The organism is Bacillus sp. FJAT-27445 (assembly GCF_001510665.1).
In the GTDB taxonomy this organism is placed as follows: domain Bacteria; phylum Bacillota; class Bacilli; order Bacillales; family Cytobacillaceae; genus Bacillus_D.
The window spans coordinates 580,262-600,873 of record NZ_LMTI01000001.1 but is presented as its reverse complement, the minus strand read 5'-3'; the positions used below and the strand labels follow the sequence as shown (position 1 = coordinate 600,873).

At 44.4% G+C, this 20,612-nt stretch carries 13 protein-coding genes; 2 read left to right on the top strand and 11 right to left on the bottom strand.

From position 1 onward, the window contains the following. The first annotated feature begins 204 nt into the window (after positions 1-204). Complete coding sequence (locus AR337_RS23005; protein WP_156424288.1) at positions 205-363, top strand: hypothetical protein; 159 nt, start codon at positions 205-207, stop codon at positions 361-363. Between the two features lie 322 nt (positions 364-685). Here AR337_RS23005 and AR337_RS02950 read toward each other — a convergent pair whose 3' ends face one another. From AR337_RS02950 to AR337_RS02905, 10 genes are all read right to left on the bottom strand, one after another. After that, a complete protein-coding gene (locus AR337_RS02950; protein WP_059170509.1) occupies positions 686-1,171 on the bottom strand; it encodes a hypothetical protein in 486 nt (161 codons plus the stop codon). A 99-nt stretch (positions 1,172-1,270) separates the two neighbouring features. After that, entirely contained in the window at positions 1,271-1,726 is a 456-nt protein-coding gene (locus AR337_RS02945; RefSeq protein WP_059170508.1) for a DMT family transporter, read from the bottom strand. Positions 1,727-1,812: 86 nt separating this feature from the next. Then, complete coding sequence (locus tag AR337_RS02940) at positions 1,813-2,511, bottom strand: Crp/Fnr family transcriptional regulator (protein ID WP_059170507.1); 699 nt, start codon at positions 2,509-2,511, stop codon at positions 1,813-1,815. 43 nt (positions 2,512-2,554) lie between these two features. Then, on the bottom strand, positions 2,555-2,980 hold the full coding sequence (locus AR337_RS02935) for a DMT family transporter (protein ID WP_059170506.1): 426 nt from the start codon (positions 2,978-2,980) through the stop codon (positions 2,555-2,557). A 206-nt stretch (positions 2,981-3,186) separates the two neighbouring features. Next, on the bottom strand, positions 3,187-4,650 hold the full coding sequence (locus AR337_RS02930; RefSeq protein ID WP_059170505.1) for a hypothetical protein: 1,464 nt from the start codon (positions 4,648-4,650) through the stop codon (positions 3,187-3,189). A 21-nt stretch (positions 4,651-4,671) separates the two neighbouring features. Then, entirely contained in the window at positions 4,672-5,697 is a 1,026-nt protein-coding gene (locus AR337_RS02925; protein ID WP_059170504.1) for a hypothetical protein, read from the bottom strand. Between the two features lie 15 nt (positions 5,698-5,712). Next, the gene (locus AR337_RS02920) at positions 5,713-6,744 is read right to left on the bottom strand and encodes a hypothetical protein (RefSeq protein ID WP_059170503.1); all 1,032 of its coding nucleotides are present in this window, start codon (positions 6,742-6,744) and stop codon (positions 5,713-5,715) included. Then, on the bottom strand, positions 6,741-7,784 hold the full coding sequence (locus AR337_RS02915; RefSeq protein ID WP_059170502.1) for a hypothetical protein: 1,044 nt from the start codon (positions 7,782-7,784) through the stop codon (positions 6,741-6,743). Before AR337_RS02915 ends, AR337_RS02920 begins: the two co-directional genes overlap by 4 nt. Before the next feature lie 513 nt (positions 7,785-8,297). Next, positions 8,298-8,897, bottom strand: a complete 600-nt coding sequence (locus AR337_RS02910; RefSeq protein WP_082686809.1) for a cell wall hydrolase — start codon at positions 8,895-8,897, stop codon at positions 8,298-8,300. A 334-nt stretch (positions 8,898-9,231) separates the two neighbouring features. Continuing rightward, positions 9,232-9,651, bottom strand: coding sequence for a hypothetical protein (locus AR337_RS02905; protein WP_059170501.1), 420 nt, complete (start codon positions 9,649-9,651; stop codon positions 9,232-9,234). A 169-nt stretch (positions 9,652-9,820) separates the two neighbouring features. Between AR337_RS02905 and AR337_RS02900 the strand changes: the two genes are divergently transcribed. Beyond that, positions 9,821-10,015, top strand: coding sequence for an alpha/beta-type small acid-soluble spore protein (locus tag AR337_RS02900; protein ID WP_059170500.1), 195 nt, complete (start codon positions 9,821-9,823; stop codon positions 10,013-10,015). 1,085 nt (positions 10,016-11,100) lie between these two features. Here the strand turns inward: AR337_RS02900 and AR337_RS02890 are convergent. Beyond that, the gene (locus AR337_RS02890; RefSeq protein WP_156424287.1) at positions 11,101-20,220 is read right to left on the bottom strand and encodes a carboxypeptidase regulatory-like domain-containing protein; all 9,120 of its coding nucleotides are present in this window, start codon (positions 20,218-20,220) and stop codon (positions 11,101-11,103) included. Positions 20,221-20,612 lie beyond the last annotated feature (392 nt).

Here is a 20,612-nt window from a genome sequence, read left to right as displayed (position 1 = left end):
TGAGATGGTTTTAGCAGGTATCTTACTGACAGTACTTCTGAAAAGTTTTGCGGTTGTAAAAAAGACATGCCTCGTACCACTTTGGAGAAATTGTGGCTCGAGCCAGATTCATATGCTAATTTTTCCTAGCGGCCTGTTAGTATTGCACACAAATCGGGTATAGTTTTAGAGCTTACCAACACGAATAGCTGGGAGGAAAATTGGATGCCACAATATATCGTCACCTACATTAAAAAAGGCGAAGCAAAACCGCGAACAAAAAAGCTGTCAGGCGACCGCATATCTGATATTTATGAACTCGTATTTGAAATCGAGATGAAGAACACTATCATTTCCATTAAAAACACTGCGTTTAAGCAGTAATGAAAGGTGCCTGCACCCTAGGATGGGATGGCTGGGCACCTTTCTTTTGGTATGGCGGTTAATAATGGCATTGGACTGCGAGCTAAAATTTGGGGTTCCTCGAATACAAAAATTCCTTTAAACAGCGGAAGCAAGCCCGATTCCATGTTTTCATATGGAAATCATCTTTATTTCGGTAGAAGCAACAGCTGCGAACCAATCCATATTCGGTTTAGCCACAGGCGCAAAAAGAAGGGAATTCAAAAGACACGGTCTGATGCTTCAAACAGTCGGCCGTGACCAGGAGATTAGGAATATAAAAAAGCACCCTGGGAAGGATGCCTTATTTGTAATTATTAAACGTATTAATTAAACTTTCTTTGTCAGGATGATACTGGGCATGAACTAAAATAATACTTCCATTCAAAAGAACCGGAAATGAAATCTGATCCATACTTACTGTTCCTTTTGACTCTGCTTCTTTAAGGTTTTCGGCATTTACATCAAACTCATAAAACTCGACTTCATGTCCGTTAATTTCTATTCCGAATCCGTCTTTTGCCCCCAACATTTCGAAGGCTTTTTCTTTAACTTCACCAATAGTAAAGCCAGATGACTTAAAATAACTAATTAATTCTGCAAGTCCTTCAGATTTAATCATTGGGTCTGATTTTACTGGTTCTGATTTCGCAGGGTCTTGCTTAACGTTCTCAGTTACAGCTTCTTTTGTTTTTTGCTTTGCTTCTATTCCCTCTTCTTTGCTGCAAGATGTCAGGGTTGTTAGCGCTAAAAGTAATAATATGGATGCCATTAACTTTAACTTCTTCAATATTTTCCTCCTCCTCTATCTATATGTATATTCAATGCAAGGAGGGTTTTTCCACTTTTTCAAGAAGGGCATTTTGATACAAATGGCAATCATCACTTTTTAACTATTGTCCGTTTTCCGCACGCCGCCAAATTTGAATAAAAGTATGCCTGCCACAATGACGAGTACTCCAACGATGTGCTTTGCGGAGAAAGCAACTTTTTCAAGCCCCATCAGCCCGAACGAATCCATAATCAGTGCGTATATGAGCTGCGAGACCATAACAATTGAAATGCCATATGTCGGACCAAGCCGCATCACCGCTTGGACGACCGAAACGACTACCCCAACACCTAACATCCCGCTAAACCAGTACCAAGGCTGCATATTATGCAGCGCGAACATCAATTTTCCTTCAACCGCGAAGCCAATCAAAAACGATGCGAGAAACCCAAGGAACAGCACGAGCGCTGTTGTTGCCTTTGTTCCCGCACGGAAGCTAACCTTACTGTTAAACACATTTTGGACGCTGAGCAGCGCCCCGGATACAGACGCTAAAACGAGTCCGGTAATCATACTGTACTCTCCTTTTATTACGTAATTTTGACAACGTGAAGAACTGGACTTTTTTTAAAATAACGCCCTTAAACATTAAAAAAATCCTACTCGTATATATTTCGGCTAGCTAGCCCTTGCATGCCTTCCCGGTCAATGATCCAGACGAATCCCTTTTTCCTTTCAATAAGCCCTGCCTCGCTAAACTTACGGATGACCCGGTTCATATGCCGATAGCTTGTCCCAATCAGGTTGGCCGCATCGGCGAGCTCCTCTGTGCTCAGCCTCCCGCTATTCCCTCCAGCCGATTCATCGTATGAAACAGAAAGAAGGTAACTGGCCAGCCGCACTTCGACGGGGTACATCAAATTAAAGTTAGCCGCGTGTGAATTGGCATAAAATTTTTCTGTTATAATGCCGAGAATGAATTTCAGAAGCGGCGCGTGGTTTTCCGCATATTTTCTCAGCCAGCGGTAATGGATGCCAAGAAAAAGTGCCGGCGATACGGCCTCCACCGTATTAATAATGTCACGCTCCTGGATGTATTCAATATCGCCGATGATTTCAAGCGGCGTCTTGAAGGAAAGAATCAGCGTCCGGCCTTCCGGAGAGGTGGTGAAAATTTTAATCTTTCCTTTTACCAAAACGTACAAAAACTCGGAATGGTCTCCCTGTGAGCAGACCAGTTCCCCCTGCTCGAAACTATAGAGCCCAAGATGCGGCATTAATGATTCTTCGAAGATTTCCCGGAGCCCATGTTCTTCCAGAAAGCTCTCTTTTAGATCTCGGTCAAGCAATTCCTGCATAACGAGCCTCCTCGAAATTTTTTAACGGGATAAAATTATTCTTTTATAATTGCAAAATCATAACGCCAGCGATCATAAGCCCTATTCCAATGAATTGAGGTAACTTCATGTCCTGCTTCGGCACTTCAAAAATGCCTTTACCATCAATGATAAAAGCAGAACCCAGCTGGGCTATCAACGTCGCCGATGTCGTTAGGGTCACGCCAACAAGCTGAATCGCCACCACATTGCTCGATAAAATCAAAGCGGCAAAAGCGCCACCAAGCAGGTAGAGTGGCTTCACGTTTCTGAATTCTCGCCAACTTCGATCCCTAGTGGCCAGGAGAATAAGCAGGGCCGTAAGAAATCCGGTCAGCTGAGTAAGCGTTGCCGTTTGCCACATGCCGATATCCTCGCTGATCCGCGCGTTGGCGACACTTTGCAAAGTAATAAATGCCCCACCCAATAAAGCAAATAATATACCTTTCATGTTCTACTCTCCCAAACTGTGATGACCCTATTATCAATCTGGAACAGTATTATTGCAAAGGACATATGTCCTGAACGAAAAAAATAATAATTCACCCCGAAAAATTAAGAAAAAAAGGAAGGAGAATCCCCATATTAAGAGGTTCCCCTTCGAATCAATCAAGATATCACATTTCCAACTATCGAACACCACATGCGTCCTACAAGTTACTCTTCAATTTGCAGGTAATCCCCAAGTTTGTATTCCTTTTTCCCGTTGGTAAAATGAACAGCCAAAAACATTAAGTCAAACGCTTTCCTGATTTGTACTTCGGATAGACCTTTTGAGTAGAAGACGGATTCCCAATGTTCCTCGCCGTCCGGATTTCTGTACCCGTTGCCGTACCAATATCGCTCCTTGCCATCGATATTGTCGATTGCTCTTTTAAATACACTTGCGATAGGAAAGTCAATCTTCTGTATTGCTTTTTCCGAATCGCTGGTTTTCAAATTAAATGTAAAATAGCGAAAATCATCCTTCTGGGGGTTTTCCAATCCAGTTGTTCCTACTTCACCGTACTGCTCATCTGTCAATTTACTTACTTTTGCTTTGATGGAAACTTTCGGTTCCAAACTGCTCAAGTTGATTTTATGTGTTAAGTAAATCATTTCTTCCTTGCCGGACCACTTCATTGTCAGGCTGATTTTATCTTCCTTCCGAATTATCTTCTTAAAATCGAATGACAAAAGTGCCTGGCCTGCAGCATCCAATTCCTCGATGTATTGGTCCATGTTCCATTCCGTTCCCTGCACATTAAAAGAGATTTCACTAGGTATCGGTTTTTCGGTTCCAATATACTGCATTGCCAGCAAAACTACTCCTTCCCCTAGCTTGTGTTTGGCAATTAACTCTGCTTCCCAATTCTCCCCTTGGCCTGCGTGGGTAATCGTTATCGTCTCGTTCAGAAAGCGATGAAGTTCGGATTCATCCTCGGTGGCGGCTACTTTTATTCCCTTATGGAAAACAAAATACGATGGTAATATCGTGATTTCCAGCTCCGGAAACGATAGCTGAAGCTGTTCAAGCGTCCATCCAATTCTCCGTTCTTCATATAGGGGCTTATTGACGGGAGGCAAATCCAATTCTTCGTCCTCAGGAGGCAATAACTTAAATACGGTATATTTTTCCCTGTCCCTCGACAAAAGGTCCTGATAGGAATAGATTTTTTTGATTTTGACTCTTGCCACATACGTAGCCGGCCCGGATTCCGGCCATTCTATCCTGATAATCAAAATTTTAACCCCGGAGGTTCCCCCAGCCAGCAAAATATTATTCGGCAATTTTTCCGACTCTTCACCGGTTTCCCTGTCCCACTCAGTCACAGAGAGGCTCTTTTCTTTCTTTGAAAAAATAAGACCAGCTTCGGAATAGGGCTCGATCACCAAAGCATCCGCATTTCTTGCTGCTTCGGCTACTGCTTCGCTCGACAGTTCCCCGGGAGCAACTAGTTCCCTGGCTAATAATACGGGCTCAGTTTTATCACCAGATGGGTTAATTAACTCCAATACAGGAAGCGTTTTTTCATTTCTGGTAAGCTTATCTTCTTTTTTCGATTCAATTTCATTATTAAGGAAAAAGATTGATAACAATACGATGGCCGCTGGAATGATGTATTTTTTTATACGGACCACTCCCCTAAATTTTTTAAAAAATCATTTCTCCCCCTTATATTCAAGGGCAATTTCCTCTTCTTTTCCGTACCATCTAATAACGACGGAGAGTTTATCCGTTTTAGATAGGAAAACCGGCGATTTACCGGAGACTGTAAGCATTCCTGACTGCAGCATCCCGACCCCGACACCCCAACCCCAATTGTCCCCGTTCATAGTAATATCGACATCCCCAGTAAAATCCTCTTTTCCTCTATACGTTAATAAAAATTCAGCGTGCCTATTGGAAATGCTTTGTTTTGCCTTTACCTCAACGTGCCAATTCACGTTTTCACCCACGTATTCCAAGGTTGTAACATCGGTTATTAAGGAACGCAGGTCACTCATATCCTCACTTTTAAAAATCCTCATCATTCCCTGAAAAATATAGATGGAAGGAAGATTCCGAATTCCGAGATCCGAGTACTTTTTCTGAAGTTCCGGGAGATTCCCATTCACTTCCCGGGTAATGTAATTTTGTGAATTGAGTGCCAGGCCGCCAATTCCTTCGTTATCATTGGAGAAAACAACGAGTGTATTACCCTGCAAATCAGGATTGAGCAATTCCTGATAGGAGTATAATTTCTTCACTTTTATTTTTGTCAGGTAAGTTACCGGCCCCTTGTCCGTTTTTGCTCGAATCAGAATAATCCTGGTATCTAGCCTGTTAAGTGTTCCGTGGATAGAGTATGGTTCCAACTTCTGTGTTTCCTTGCCTGCCTTTAAATCCCATTCGCTTAACTCCATCCCGCTTTGGTTATCAGCCAATTGCACTGACGCGTTTTCATAAGGTTCAATCTCAAGGACAGCAGCCTTTTTTGCCGCGTTGGCAACCATCTTTTTCGTGATTTTCCGATTCCCTTTAGACAAAAAAACAGCATTCACTTTATTATCCCAGAAGCTGATTTCCGGTACTTGGCTATCCTTTGCTTCAAGCTGGTCCACTGCTTCCTTTTTATCAATAAACGTATTCAAGACCCAAATCGAAAAAATCAAAATGGCTGCAGGCAGAAGGTATTTATTATTCATAAGTTCCTCCTTTCATTACCTGTCTTTCCTATACGCAAGGATGATTTCCTCACTTTTCCCGTCCCACGTTAGCTCGACGGGAATGGAATCGTTTTCGGATAATTTAAATCTCATCTCGTTAGAAATGAAAATTTTACCCGAATCATCCAGCTTGCTCCCGCCGCTCCCCCAGCTCCATCCTCGGCCGCTCAATCCAAAGTCGACACTCTTTGGCATGGGTCCTATTCCTTTATACGTTACGGTTAGTTCCGCATCTCCTTCAGTCAAGTTTTGTCTCGCTTTAAATTCAACCTGCCAGTTTTCGCTCTCTCCCCGGAAAACCATTGTTTCCATATCTGTAATAAAGGTTTGCAGTTCCCTCATATCCTGGCTTTTAAAAATAATGAAACCTTGGTGAAAGACATAGATGGCGGGGAGACTTTTAAATTCAAGGTCGGGATAACGTTTACGCAACTCAGAAATAGAGGCTCTTATTTCGCGCGTAACATATTTGTTTTCATTGTCGGATGGGACCTCCCTAATTCCGGGTTCACCCTCTTTAAAAATAAGAATGGTATAAATATTTCTTGCTGGATTGAGCAATTCCTGATAAGAGTATTGCTTTAACATATTTATTTTTCCGACATATACTGCCGAGCTTTCCTCCGTTTCCGAACGAATAAGGATAATCCTGGTCCCATGTTCGTTTGCCATTCCTGATATGTAATTTTCATCGAACTGCTTGATTTCCTTACCGTTTTTTAAATCCCATTCAGACAATGTGATTCTCGACTCTTTATCTGGTATATTGAAAACAGCTTCACCATAGGGATCTACTTTAATGGCGGGTGCCTTCTTAACTGCTTTATCAACCAAGGCTTTCGTAACCTTTCCTTCCCCTTCAAAAAGTAATACGGGCTTGACAGTTTGATTTCCGGAAGTGATAACAGGAACAGGCATGTTCTTTGCAACAATTTTTTCTACATCTTCTCCCTTTTTATCTATGAATGTATTGATGAAGTAGATTGATAGAAGTATTATGATAGCCGGCAGAATGGATTTTTTCATTGACCCACTTCCGCTTTAAATTCCAGTGGAATAAGCTCTTCCTTTCCATTCCAATTGACTGTGGCTAAAATGGAATCCGATTTTAAAACCGTTTGGTAGCCATACAATACGGAAAGGTACCTGCCATTTTGGTCTAGAGGGAATCCTTCTTCGCCCCAGGTTAAAGAAGTGCCTGCAAGACGAAAAGAGACGTCCCAGCCTGGTTTTTCTTCGTTCCCAATATAGGTAATGGCCGTTTCAATTTTCCCTTCTCCAAGTTTTTGGTTTGAAGTCATTTCAATCTTCCAATTTTCAGTTTCGCCGCTGAATACATAATTCAGGCCTTCCCCAAGGAACGCTGTAAGCTCTTCATAATCATCGAATCGAATCGGAACACTTCCTTTTCCAAACACATAATACGTTGGCAGCTTTTCGAAAGCCAGATCAGGAAATGTAAATGTAAGGTGCCCGAGTGGACTGCTGACTTCCCTATAATCAAGCGGATTCCCATTTTTGGCCGGCATTTTTTTTACTTGGTCATTTTCATCAAAAAAGCCAACGACTGTGTAGTGATTTACCCTTGGCGTTAAAAGTTCCTGGTACGAGTAAACCTTCGTCACCCTTATTTTCGCGACATACGTAGCCTGGCCATCGTTAAGCCATTCACCCCTGATAATAAAGATTTTGTAGCTAGGAGCCCCTACAGTTGTAATGATATTGCTATCGCTTACTTTTGTTTCTTTGCCATTGTCCCATTCAGTGATGGACAAACTGGCCGGCATATTTGAAAAAGAAACAATTGCCTCTTCAAAAGGCATGGCGATAACCGGCTGTATTTCCCGTGCTGCCTTCTCAACCTGTTCCTTCGAAAGCTTTTTAGGATTCTTATTCCCCTTATAAAGCAACGCCACATTTTCCTTACCCTGAGTTGTCATGATTTCTGGAATTGGAAGGGTCTTTGCCTCTGTTATCGGCTTTTTCTCTTCATCAGGATCGATAACATTATTCAAAAAGAAAATCGTTACTATCAATATAAACAGCGGAAGAATATATTTTTTCATACAGCATCCCCCATCAAGGTTTCTAACTCAAGGATACCATTTTTGGAAAATTGTTGAAAAGGTAATTTTCCCTATAGAACCTTTCTAGTTTTCGGAATATTTAGAAAAACTAGAATAAGCAAAAATATAACTAGAATATCTAAAAAAATCGCTAGAATCATTTGAAAAATGACTAGAATAGAATAAAAACGACAATGAACGCACCTGAATTTTATTTAAAACATATGAACTGATCTTCTTTTTCACAAGAAATTCACTATACAGAATTATTTTGTTCCCAAAAAAGATTTTTTAGAGGTAGAAACAACTTTTTCATTCATTTCGGGATGATTCTGCCATAATGTACTTCATTATAGCGAAATAAACACTCTTCCCAAATTCAATAAGAGATGACAAATCTCTACAAAATAGAAAAAAGGCTGAAGCCCTTTCCGCTTCAGCCTTTTTCCAATGTAAAAGTTGCACTCAAAATTAAAAGCACCACCCAATGATGGATGGTGCTCTCGTACATAGCTATATAGCAAATCGGTGGTTGCCGATTGTGACGGTTGTTTTCGTTGAGAAAATCCATTTGCTTACTGCTGTTTTTGGATTATAGAAGAACAGGCTACCTTTTCCCTGGCCATTGAAAGCAAGTGCTTCATTTACTGCCTTTTTGGATTCGGCATCTGCCGGCTTGTTGATTTGGCCGTTTTGGACTGGCGAGAAAGCATAGTGGCCGTTGGAAACCTGGTAAACAACGCCCTTTACTGTATTCGGGAAATCCTTGCTTGCTACTCGGTTCAGGACGACTGTCGCAACTGCGACTTTCCCTGCATACGGTTCACCGACTGCTTCCGCGCGGACAAGGCGCGCCATTAAATCCTTTTCAGCAGATGTAACGATAGAGTTTGGGATTGTTAAATTTTTGCCTGCATTCAAGGCAGAGCTTTTCGCATTGTTTGTACTCATTAGTGTATTAACTGGAACGCCATATTTCACTGCAATTTTATAATAAGTTTCACCTGTTTTAACCTGGTGAGTTGTGGCAGCTTCTGTTTCGCCTGCCATTGTAAAAGCTGACAAGGAAAAGATCAAACCAGCTGCAATTACTAGTTTTTTAAATCTATTCATCTTTTTTCCCCCTAGTAGTTTCAGTTGTTTTCTCAACTACTAGGCTATCAGCTGTAACATTGTTATTCATTGCCCAAAATTTAACAAGGTGAAAACTAACCTTATAAAGCCTATTGGCAAGCAAGCTGGCAAGGAAGCAGGAAAAAACTTCCCTGGAAACCAATTTTGGATGAGAAAACCAGTGTGTGAAAGAGTTGGATGGAATTTTACAAACTGTTACAGAAGTGTTTCAGAGAAGTTGGGGGTTTTTGTAAATAGTAAGTATAAGTTTTCCTTTTAAAATGGAGTTTGCAACAGGACTGAGTCGTTATTTTTTGGTAAAAATAACGCTAAATCAAGAGTTATACATTTTTTCAATCCTGTTGATTTTCATCTCATTCTTCGCCTGCTTTTCAACGAGGTAATCAGTGTCGAATTTAAAAGATTTCAAAATGTCGGTGTGCCCATCCACTGTCTTCTCAATTCGCGTAACTTTCTGGTTCACTTCCTTTAGCTCTCCTTCGATACCCGACACACGGTTTTCAACACCGGACATACGGCTTTCAACACCAGACAAATGGTTTTCAACACCGGATAAGCGTGTTTCAACACCAGACATACGGTTTTCAACACCAGACAAACGTGTGTCGATGATAGAGAATTTCTCAGAGACCTCTTTCCTGAATTCATTTACTTCTGTCTTGAATTCTTTGAATTCTGACCTAAATTCGCCCAAAGCCTGCACGATTTGCGTCAACAGTTCTTTCTCTTCCATTTTGGTTCCCCCTTTCTAGTAAGGTCTATTTTATCATCTTTCTTTTCAAAAAGAGTGGATATATTTCAAATGTCGACAAGTTCATTGTTCGAATGAAGATTTTCTTATTGGATACAGTAAGACTGAGCGAGTTCAACTTGCTCAAAACCTTGATGGGGAGTGATCGATCATGGCTAGAAACAAACTGTTGGTTCCTGGTTCAGGCAATGCTCTTGACCAAATGAAAGAAGAAATTTCCAATGAGTTTGGAGTACAACTTGGTGCGGACACAACCGCAAGGGCAAATGGTTCGGTCGGAGGCGAGATGACGAAACGCCTTGTCGCCCTCGGCGAACAAGCAATGCGGAACCGACAAGGCCAATAGCCAGTTGGTTCCATTGGAAAAGCTGCCTTGGCTATTGTCCAGGCAGCTTTCCTTTTACTTCTTCAACATTTCCAATACCAGCTTCTCGTTCCTCTTTTTAAACACTTCATGGTTGGAAGAGACCATGGCAACATCGGATGCATCGGCATCTATCCGTTTCTTGCTTTATTTACCGTATTTGCGCGCGAGGCCTATGTGTGCCTGTTTTTTTAGAGGGATAGAGCTTTCTATTTTGCTAGCATAAGACCATCCTATTTAATTGAAAAGTGCTATCCAACCGGTGGGTATTTGTGTGTCAACAACTCATGACTGAAGTCACGAGCTTGTGAAGGCAAAAATCGCCTTCTGGTATCAACAGCCCAATATACGCCCGTTGGCATACCGAATTAATCACCTTCTTTAAGAGGTGAACTGTTTGACGAGGAACCAAGCAAACCCCGTTTAATCTATTACATGTGCTTGGCTATCGCTACATGTAACGGTTTTTGTTCTTGTTGCTTGAACATTTGACGATGCAGAGCTTTTCCTGCATCAACCCTGTATGTTCAGTTTTCAAAGAACAATTTCTAGTTATATTATAGCATCTATATTGAGCTTTACGAAAGATTGGCTTACCTGTCGGATACTTAGTCTAGTACAAAAACCAAATGATTTATAGCACTAGACCGTATCCGAAGGCGATTCATCTCATGACTGAAGTCACGAGGGTTCTCGCCTAATTCTAAAAAGTGACAGTTCTCGATATATTAAAAAAATCCTCGATATATCTGAAAAAGTTGTGGATATAATTGAAAAAGTTAGCGATAAAATTCAAAAAGTTGGCGATATCCGAAGAAGTGAACCCGAATTAGTCTCCCCGGGTACCACTTTTTCCTAATAAAACCCAGATTCGCTCAAATCTGAAACGGATTTTACTTATTTATTGTCACTTACCCGGGCTTTTGATGAAAAACGAATCCCGATTTGGAACCTTGATGCCATTCAAACCGGGGTTGCTTGACACTCAACCTAGTTTTTAATCCATAAAGTCAAAAAAAGGCTCCCCCAATTAAGGGAAGCCCGACTAAATCAAATCAACTATACATTTAACCCGCTTTCTTTTCCGGTTTTCCGGTCACTACGACTTTCATAGTTGACGGAGACGCGGTTATTCCGGCGAAGTTTTCAGCGGCTACGGATAGTGTATGCTGGCCGTTCGGAAGGTCAATTTGAATCGAGAACGTTCCATCGAGCGCAGCTTTTACAGAACCTAGAAGGTTCCGCTTATTCCCCGCTTGTTCGTACACATAAACTGTTGTTGCAGGGTCTGATTTTCCTGTAAGGACAACGGGTTCACCTTTTACCATTACATTGTCAACGTCCCAAGCTGGCGCATTTGGAACTTGCTGTTCCGCGTTCATCGACCAGCGAACCGCATTTGTAAACAACTGCTTGCCTCCCGCTGTCCAGCCGAGTTCTGGCCCGATGATATTGGTTGCAGTGAACGATGACAGCAGCAGGTGGAGATGATCTTTGCCCCTGAATTCGTAGGCAATGGATGTACCTTTGTCCACGCCATCAACATTCAGTCCTGCAAGCGGAATCCCGCTGTAATTTTTGAAGGTTGCATATGGGCTCTTTTCGCTATGAATTTTAATTAGCCCGTTTTCATCTGCCTGGAGTCCTTCAAACAATGGGTGTCCAGCGCTTGTTTTCAGATAGACTGCTCCTTCGTTGTAGCCTTGCTGATCTGGTTCAGGCGTACCGAAAGTCTGCTGCAGAAGGTGGATTGAACCTTCCTTCAAGCCCCATGTTCCAGTAAAGATCAAGCTGACTTTATGCTCATCGCTCTCCTTGATCAACTGGTCTATCTGTTCCTTCGTACCCGAATTTGTGTTAACAACGACCGTTTCATACTTGTTCAATTGGCCAAGAATATCCCAGCCTCTTTCCTCCGCGAACATTCCCTGTTCGTTCAGGAAGCTGCTCAACGTACCATTATGGTCACCGAGGACAGCCACTTCGATACCGTTGAGTTCAAGGCTCACGTTTGTATCTTCTTCACCGACTAGAACCTCTATCCTCGACGGCAGGTAGCCATTCATGGCAACCTCAACTACATACTCTCCCGGAAGCAGATTCTCGAACACAAACGAGCCATCCGCACCGCTTGCCGTGGTGCCAATGAAATCCGGGTCATCCTTAGGAATAAGCTTCACCGCGGCACCGGTGATTGGAGTACCGTTCTTTTTGTCGACTACCATCCCTTTTAGGTCGGAGCCTTCGATGGCCTCGAGAACAAAATTCAATTCTGCGCTACTGCCGGTTTCCACTATTTCCACCTGGCCGGTTTGCTCAGCATAACCGCGCGCCTGCACCTTCACATCATATTTGCCGATACCGATGCCAATCCTGTAAAGTCCTGCTGAGTTGGTCGCGGTTTTAACATTTGTGCCCGGGATGGTGACGAGCGCATTGGCAATCGGCTTGCCCTGTGCATCTGCCACAGAACCTTTGATTTCACCCTGGCTGGCAATTAACGCATAATCGATGGCATTCAGGTAAAGCTGAACCGCATTTTCAGTCCAGCGGTCCGCCGGATTGCCGTAGCTTCCAATCTGCAGGGCCGACAACAGGATATGAACACTGTTCGCCGAACTGAACTTAACAGCCACGGAAGCGCCAACATTCCCTTTTACCGGATTGGCCAAAGTCCCAAGGATAGATCCGCTGTATTGTTCAAAGTTGGAATACTGTACCGCGCCTTTAATATTAACCATGAGCGGATACTCCTTGCCCGCCTCAAAGCCTCGGAAAATCGGGTGGTTCTGCTCAACGCGGACATTGAGTTCTTTCTCAACAAAATTGGATGTCGTCTTCAGAGGGTCTCCATAGGCTCTAGAAAGTTCACTTATTGAGCCAGACGAATATTGCCCAACAAACATGATGCTGGTTTCATTTTCATTTGCCTTTTCGACCATGAATTTAAAGCGGTCTTTCATTGTGCTTGATATGTCATTGGCGATGATGAGCTTGTAATCGCCAATATTTTCAATCAGCGCTTCAAAATTGGTATTCAGGTAAAAATCATAGTCATAGCCGTACGATTTTAAAAGTGGCGCCATCCTGCCTTCGTTTACCGCTGTTGCAAGGACAGCAATTTTTTCAGTAGCAAACATTGAACTATTGATAGCAGTCACTTGCCCTTCCACTATTGAGACCGTTTCAAAAATCGGCTTGTATCCTGATGCGCTTATCCGGATTTCGTAAGATCCCAATGGAAGTGTAAGCTCATATTCTCCAGCAGCATTGGTTTTTCCAATAACCGGAGTTTCAAGAACTTCAATAGTAGCACCTTCTATTACATCCTTTGTAGCCGCATCAATGATTTTGCCTTTCAGCGTGCCTGCATTTTCCGATTGGATGACAAAGGTTTCATCCAATATTTGCCCATTCTTGATTGAAACAGTGAAATCCTTTTCGTGGTGGCCAAACGCTTTCACCGAAATCGTGTAGGTCCCTGTTTCAAGAGCTGTATAGAATTTGCCTTCTCCATCAACCGTCAGCTTTTTGCCCGTTTCTTTAATGAAAGCTTCTCCTTTTAGCTGGTTGCCCTTCTCGTTCTTTATTGCGCCATGCAGTTCACCAACCAATGGAGCCTTTTCTGCAAGTGCCCAGTCGATGGCGTTCATGATAAGCCTTTCCCTCCCGGCGTCAAAGAGGGTTGGATCACCCGGATGGAAAACATGGCCGATTGTCATATTCGATAGAAGGATTTCCACCGATTCACTGGTCCTTCCATTATAGGCAACCATCGATCCTTTTTGACCGGTCTGGCTCTGTTCAAAATTGACAACTGTTTTACCAGAATAGCCATTGAATCCGTAGTAGTATCCGGTTTTGCCAGGAATCTCAATCACATCCCCAGCCTTATAGCCTGCCGTTAATGGATGGTCTTCCATTACGATTCCTTTTGATCCCGTTTTGTTCGTTCCTTCGAAAATGGCTGATGGATCTCCATCATATTCCCACAAATAACGGATCGAGCCGCGGCCGCCAGCCTGGCCGGTCCAGATAACGGATTTGCGTTTTTGGTCCAGTGCTGCCTGGAAAGCTTTGAAATCCGCTTTCTTCGGTATGGCTTCGTTTTTATAATCCGAATTTGCGAATACAAGGTCGACAGTATCCAGCTTGTCAATTTCCTTGAAGTCCAGGTATTCGACTTTATAGCCCCGCTCCTCAAGGTATTGTTTAAAGGTGGTTCCTGAAGCTGTAAGGTCAACGATGATCCCGATGGTCGGGGATGGCATCATTTTTACATTCAAGGCAAGCTTTTCTCCTCCAGCCACTTGCACTTGAACATCCTCTCGGACATAACCTTCCTTTTCAACCCTAATGGTATAGGTTCCTGGTTCGATTTTCGCTAAGTTGAACTGCCCCTGTGTAGTCGACTCCCCGGATCTCGGCTTGCCTACCAGTGTAACTTTCGCCCCGGAAATCGCATTGCCATCCCTTTCGTTTTCGACTGTACCGGTAATCGAAGCGACATTTCCGGCAACTTTCATCGAAATTGTCTGCGGCTCCCCATCCACCGCAGCCGATATTTTGACCGTCTTCGTTTCATACCCGTATGCGCTGATGGTTACATCGTAGTCGCCTTCAAGGAGAGCGATCGAGAATGCGCCCGTTTCAGCATCAGATTGGGTGGCAAACGGATGGCCGTCAACTTTGATATCAGCTTTCAATGGTTCCCCATTTTCATCGAGGATGGTTCCTGTGATCGTATCGAACTTCGCATTGGCTGCCCAAAGGATGGCATTGATTAAAATCTGTTTTCCTTCCGGAGTATAATCCTTCGAACCATGATACGAGGCGAATCCGTGCCCGCCCATTAACAGCTCGACACTGTTGTTGGTCCTCGGTTTATACGCCATGCCGAGGCCGTGGGTTGCGTTTGTTCCATCAAGCCCGATTTCAGCTAGCGAGTAGCCGCTGTAATTTTTAAAATAAGCGAAGGTGCTTGCGGCCGGAGCCAAAATCTTAACAGAATCCCCTGCTTTTGCGCCTGCAAAAATCGGATGTTCGGAAAGGATTTTGTAGACAGCCGCTTGTGTCGTGCTGCGGACGGTCGTCCGGGATTCGGGATCCTTCCTGTAGTTTACAAGATGGTTGAGTCCCGAGCTGCTCCAGTATGCTTCGCCAAAAATCACACTCGTTCCCACTTCATCGGCGGCTTTCATGGAGTTTTCAAAGATTGTTTTTGTAAAAGAGCTCGAGCTTACATCGTTTATGAAGACGACATCAAATTCCGCCATTCTCTTCGGAAGGTCGGCCGGCAGGACATCGACAGCCGGGATGCCAAATTCCTTGAGAAACGCTTTAAAGTTGGTGGTACTTGAACTATAGTCCCCTACTACCCCCACCGATGGCATCGTATGAAGCTTAACATCGATGTCGCCAGTATGGCGGGCAATATCGACCGTCTCCAAGTGGATAATATAGCCTGCTTTTGTGAAGGCAAGCTTATACGTTTCTTCCTGGAGTCCAGTGAATTCATAACGGCCGTTTGCGGCTGATTCGGTTTCGAAAACTTTTTCCCCGGCGGCATTCGTCACTTCAACCTTCACGCCAGCAATCTCAAGGTTGGTCAAAGCATCTGTAACGATTCCGGACAAAATTCCTTTTTCCGAGGTGCCGAGATTCACTGAGACTTGTGCAGCCTTGCCTTTTGCTGTAGTGAACTTTCCTGAATACGTGCCAAGGCCTTTACCTCGTACTTCAAGTGTGAATGTGCCTTCGTCATGGAAAAACTCAAATTCCCCTTTTGCGTTGCTTTTCGCCTTCACGCCTGTTTCGACTACTTCAAGGCTCGCTTCCACCGGTACCCCGTCCGAGTTCACCACTGTCCCGGAAACTTTTCCAAATTGTGAGCCATACAAATAGTCAAGGCTGTTCAAAAGGATTTGTTTTTGGCCATGCAGCCAGTTATCCGTTGTTTCCCATGGTGCTGATGCAAAGCTGGATAACAAGAGGTGTGCGCTGTTTTCCGAGACAGCCTGATAGGCAACGCCTGAGCCTACATAGCCGATTTTAGCTGCGCCAATTTTGCCAATCGTACGTCCTGAATAGTGGTTGAACCAGGCAAAGTCCGCATTGTGCATTAGAATCGGGATTTCAGCCCCTTGCTTGTAACCTTTCAATATCGGATGTTCGGCTTCCACCTTCAAGGATACCGCGCCATCATCATAGCTGTGTCCAAGGTCGGCCGGATTTTGGAAAAAATCCTTCAGGTGGTGGATCGAACCGTAGTTTCCACCCCATTGGTCGGTGAAAATGATGCTCACATCATTTTTATTCGCTTCATTAATCAAATTCTTGACCTCTGCCTCCGTTGGCTTAACTCCGTCCGAACCGTATGCGCCGTTCATGTATAAAACCTTATACCGGCCAATATCGCCAATGACATCCCAGCCACGTTCCTCAACTGTATAGCCGTTCGCTTCAAGAAGGCTTGTAATTTGGCCTTTGTAATCATTCAGAACAGCCACATCGATTGGCTGAAGCTCAAAGGTTAGTGTTGCCGATTCACCTGGCTTGACTGTAATTTTACCTGTGCCGTCCTTAAAGCCGCCGAGGGAGAATGCGATGTCCCATGTGCCTTCGAAGACATCTTCCTTGGCAAAAATGCCGTTGTCATTCGTCACGCCGCTAATGCCGGTGGACTTCATATCGACCGTTACGCCTTTAAGAGGTTTTCCGGTACGTTTGTCTTTTACGGTAATCGCCATTGTTCCTATTTTCGCATCTTCAAGCTTGAAGTCTTTTGAAAGTGTGTAGCCAGATACAAACTGAAACCTTTCGGAAATCTGCTTTTTGCCATAATGCGAAATAATGACGTTGTTTTCGCCAGGTGCATGTTTCAGCACAAAGCGGCCGTCCGTTTCCGCCGCCACAGTTTCACCTGTTTCCTCGACAGTCAGCGTTCCCTTGACCGGCTGGCCACTGACATCCTTCAATGACCCGGTAAGGATTCCAGGAGAATGGTAACTTTGAACGCCTTTTAAATGCGGGAGAATGGCCTGGCCCGGCAGGATCGGTATTCCTGATGTACTGTAGACCGGCAAAATGATATCCTTCAGCCTTTCTCCTGTAAAAGCATCCAGGACAGTTACAGAACCAGTAGTCGAAGCAAAGAACAGAAGTCCGTTGGCAGTGACAGAGCCGCTATTCAACGTCGTTCCAACCGACTTGTTGCTCCAAATTTCTTTCCCTGTTTCCTGCTCAAAAGCGCGTAAATTGGACTGTGCGGACGAACCCATGATTACCATATTTTCATAGACAATCGGTGATCCCGCCTGGGTGTCCCCGATGCCGGGAACTTTCCATTTTTCAGCGCCTGTGGCTGCATCGAATGCATAAAGAGTGCCGCCGTCCGTATCAAAATTGATTCCTGTAAAATAAACGGCCCCGTTGTCATACACCGGCTTGGAAGCAATCCCTTCCCCGGAAAGTTTCTTCTGCCACACTTCTGTGCCGTCTTTTATTTTCAAAGCGCGGATGGTTTGATTGTCATAGCTTCCTACATAAATCAGGCCATTTCCGATGCTTGGCCCAAAATATGTTGGCGCGCCTAGCTTCACGCTCCACAGCTTGCCGCCCGTTTCAGGATTCAATGCATGCAATTGGGCGTTTGCTGTTAAATCCGAGGAGACGAACAGCGTGCCATCGTAGTAAACAGGAGATTCATAGATTGCCATTGACCCGACCACGGTACTCCATTTGATGCTGCCGGATTTCAGGTCAAGAGCATAAATCTTCCCATCCTGGCCGCCGGAAAGGTAGACGGTGCCATCTTCAATCGTAGGTGATGAGCGGTTCGTACTGCCAATCCTGATTGTCCATAATTCCTTGCCCGATTTGGAATCAAGCGCGACGACCCAGCCCTTGTCTGTTGTTAAAACAACTTTTCCATCTGAAGCGGCAGGAGTCGAGAAAAGGATTTCGCCTTTCGCTTCCGTGCTGTATTCCCAGCCTTTTTCAAGCGCTTGGACGTCAATCGCATTTCCGGAAACAGCATTCCGTTGGACATTTCCATTCGCGACGCCCCATTGCTTGTTTGGTGCTGTTGCCAGTTTCTGAACCTTTAGTTCAAGCAATAAGTTTTTATTTACAGTGATTTCTTCCGCTTTAGCTTTGATGCCCTCACCGGTTACTTGAAGGCCATAAGCAGCTGCCGGAACCCGATGGATTTCGAAATTGCCCGAGCCATCGGTCCGTATTGCGGTAAGAGGCGTATTTTTGATTCGGATAAATGCATAAGGTACAGGCTTTCCGGTTTCATCAACGACTTTTCCGCTAACCGTGTAAGCTTCCGCATCTTCAAGAACGAAATTGGCGTTTGTTACTTCCCCTTTCTTGAGGGTGACTGTCCCTTCATATGTTTTGTAGCCAAAGGATGAAACTGTTACTTTGTGCGACCCTTCCCTTATTTTAAAAGAAAAACCGCGAGCCTTCGCGATTGGGTAGGAAAGCCCTTCAGCCTGGATGTCCAATTTTGCGGCAATTGATTCGCCCTTTTTGTTTTTGACAGTGCCCTTCAATTCACCGGCAAACGCCGCTTCGGTGACGGCCTGGTAAATATTGATGATGCCGCTTCCGTATGAATCATTCGGCAAAGTGCCCATGTGAGGTTCCTTGCGAACAGTATCCTTGAGGATTTGTTTAGCCTCATCAACCGTCAAGTCCGGATTTGCCTGGTAAAGAAGCGCCAGTGCCCCGGTTACGTGCGGAGTTGCCATTGATGTTCCGCTAATCGTGTTATATTTCCCTTTATTCAGTTTCGTTGGCCAAGCGGAATAAATCCGGTGCCCCGGTGCTGAAATGTCCGGCTTGATGAGCCGTTTCGTTTCACCATTTCCATCCTGCCAATATACCGGTCCCCGGCTCGAGAAGGAAGCCGTCTGGTCATAAATATCGGTCGCTCCAACCGCGAACGTTTCCGGAAAGCTGCCCGGTGAACCGATGGTCTGGGAGCCCGGCCCGTCATTTCCCGCCGCAAAGGATGGGAAAATGCCCGCAGCGACCCAAGCTTTTACATCTTCATAGAATTCGAGGTTATATGTATTCGAATTCCCCCATGAATTGTTGACAACATGCGGCGCTTTCGATGGGTCTCCCCCTGGTGCGAGGAACCACTGGAACGCCTGGTGAATGCCCGAAGTTGTCGCCGACCCGCTGTCGTTGAAAATTTTCGCGGCAATCCATTGCGCTCCCGGAGCAACGCCGATTGGTTCACCATCACCGCCTCCGACAGATGTTCCGGCAACGTGGGTGCCATGTCCGTTCCCGTCAGTTGGCGTTTCATACTTATTACCCGATACGTCAATCCAGGAATATTGATGATTGCCATCGCGGCCTCGGTAATTCTTACGGAGTGCTTCATGGTTTCCGTCAACACCCGTATCCATGATGCCGACGACAATCCCTTCGCCCTTCATGCCATATTGGCCCCATACCTTTGGAGCGGATATTTTCTCAAGACCCCATTCTGGAAGGCGCGGGGAAGATTCCTCTACTGTAATTTCCGGAACAGTCAGGATTTCGTCCAGTGTAATTTCAGCGATATCATCGCGCTGCTTCAGTTCATCGAAGCCTTCCTTCGTTACGGTAGCGGATATGCCGTTTATGATCCACAGCGTATCCTTCTTCTTTGCTTTTCCTTTTGATTCCATCGCGTTAAGCGCTTGTTGAATCCCTTTTTGTGAGTTGTTGGCTTTTTGTGTGAGGTGGTCTTTGATGGCTTTGATTTTTTCGGTACGGTTGTTCTTTTGTTTCATCTGGGGGTAAATTGCCTGGAGGTCTGGCTGCTCTTTCATTCGGATGATGACGTCTACTTCACTGTTTTTCTCAAAAGCTTCTTGAAGGTCTGTCTCCTTTTTTGGGTCTGGAGCCTTTTCAAGCGGTGCCGGCTCTATCCCAAGGTCTTTCAGAAGATCGGGAAGCTCATCCGTGCCACTGTTGCCGCTCGTTTCGGGGTCGCCTTGTTTCAGGTCAACGGCCCTGGCACCCTGCTCCCGCTTTTTTTCAAGCTGAAGATCTTCCTCGGAAAAAGTGCCTGGCTTTGCTTCCGCCGCGAAACTTTGCGGCGCAAATGTTGAAAATAGAACCAAAAGCGACAACAGGACAGCAAACCACTTTCTCATAGATTTCTTTCGTAAAAACGGCAAATAATTGCACCTCCATTAGTTTGATAATCGAAAGAATACGATAAGCTTATTACCTTTTCCTTCTAAAAATACAAATTTTCTAAAAATTCTGATATAAATGATTCTAGAGTCCTGTTCAACTTAGAAGAACATAGGACGATAGACTCATAGGGGTTTTGATTATCCTCTCTGGTTTTTACGTAGCACGGCTTTTTATGACAACCAGGCTGGATTTTGGCTCTTGCTTGTCAGATATCTCGGCTTTTTCTGACAACCAAGCTGGATCTTGGCTCTTGCTTGTCAGATATCATGGCTAATTATGACAACCAAGCTGGATTTTGGCCCTTGCTTGTCAGAAATCATGGCTAATTATGACAAGCAAGCCGGATTTTGGCTCTTGCTTGTCAGAAATG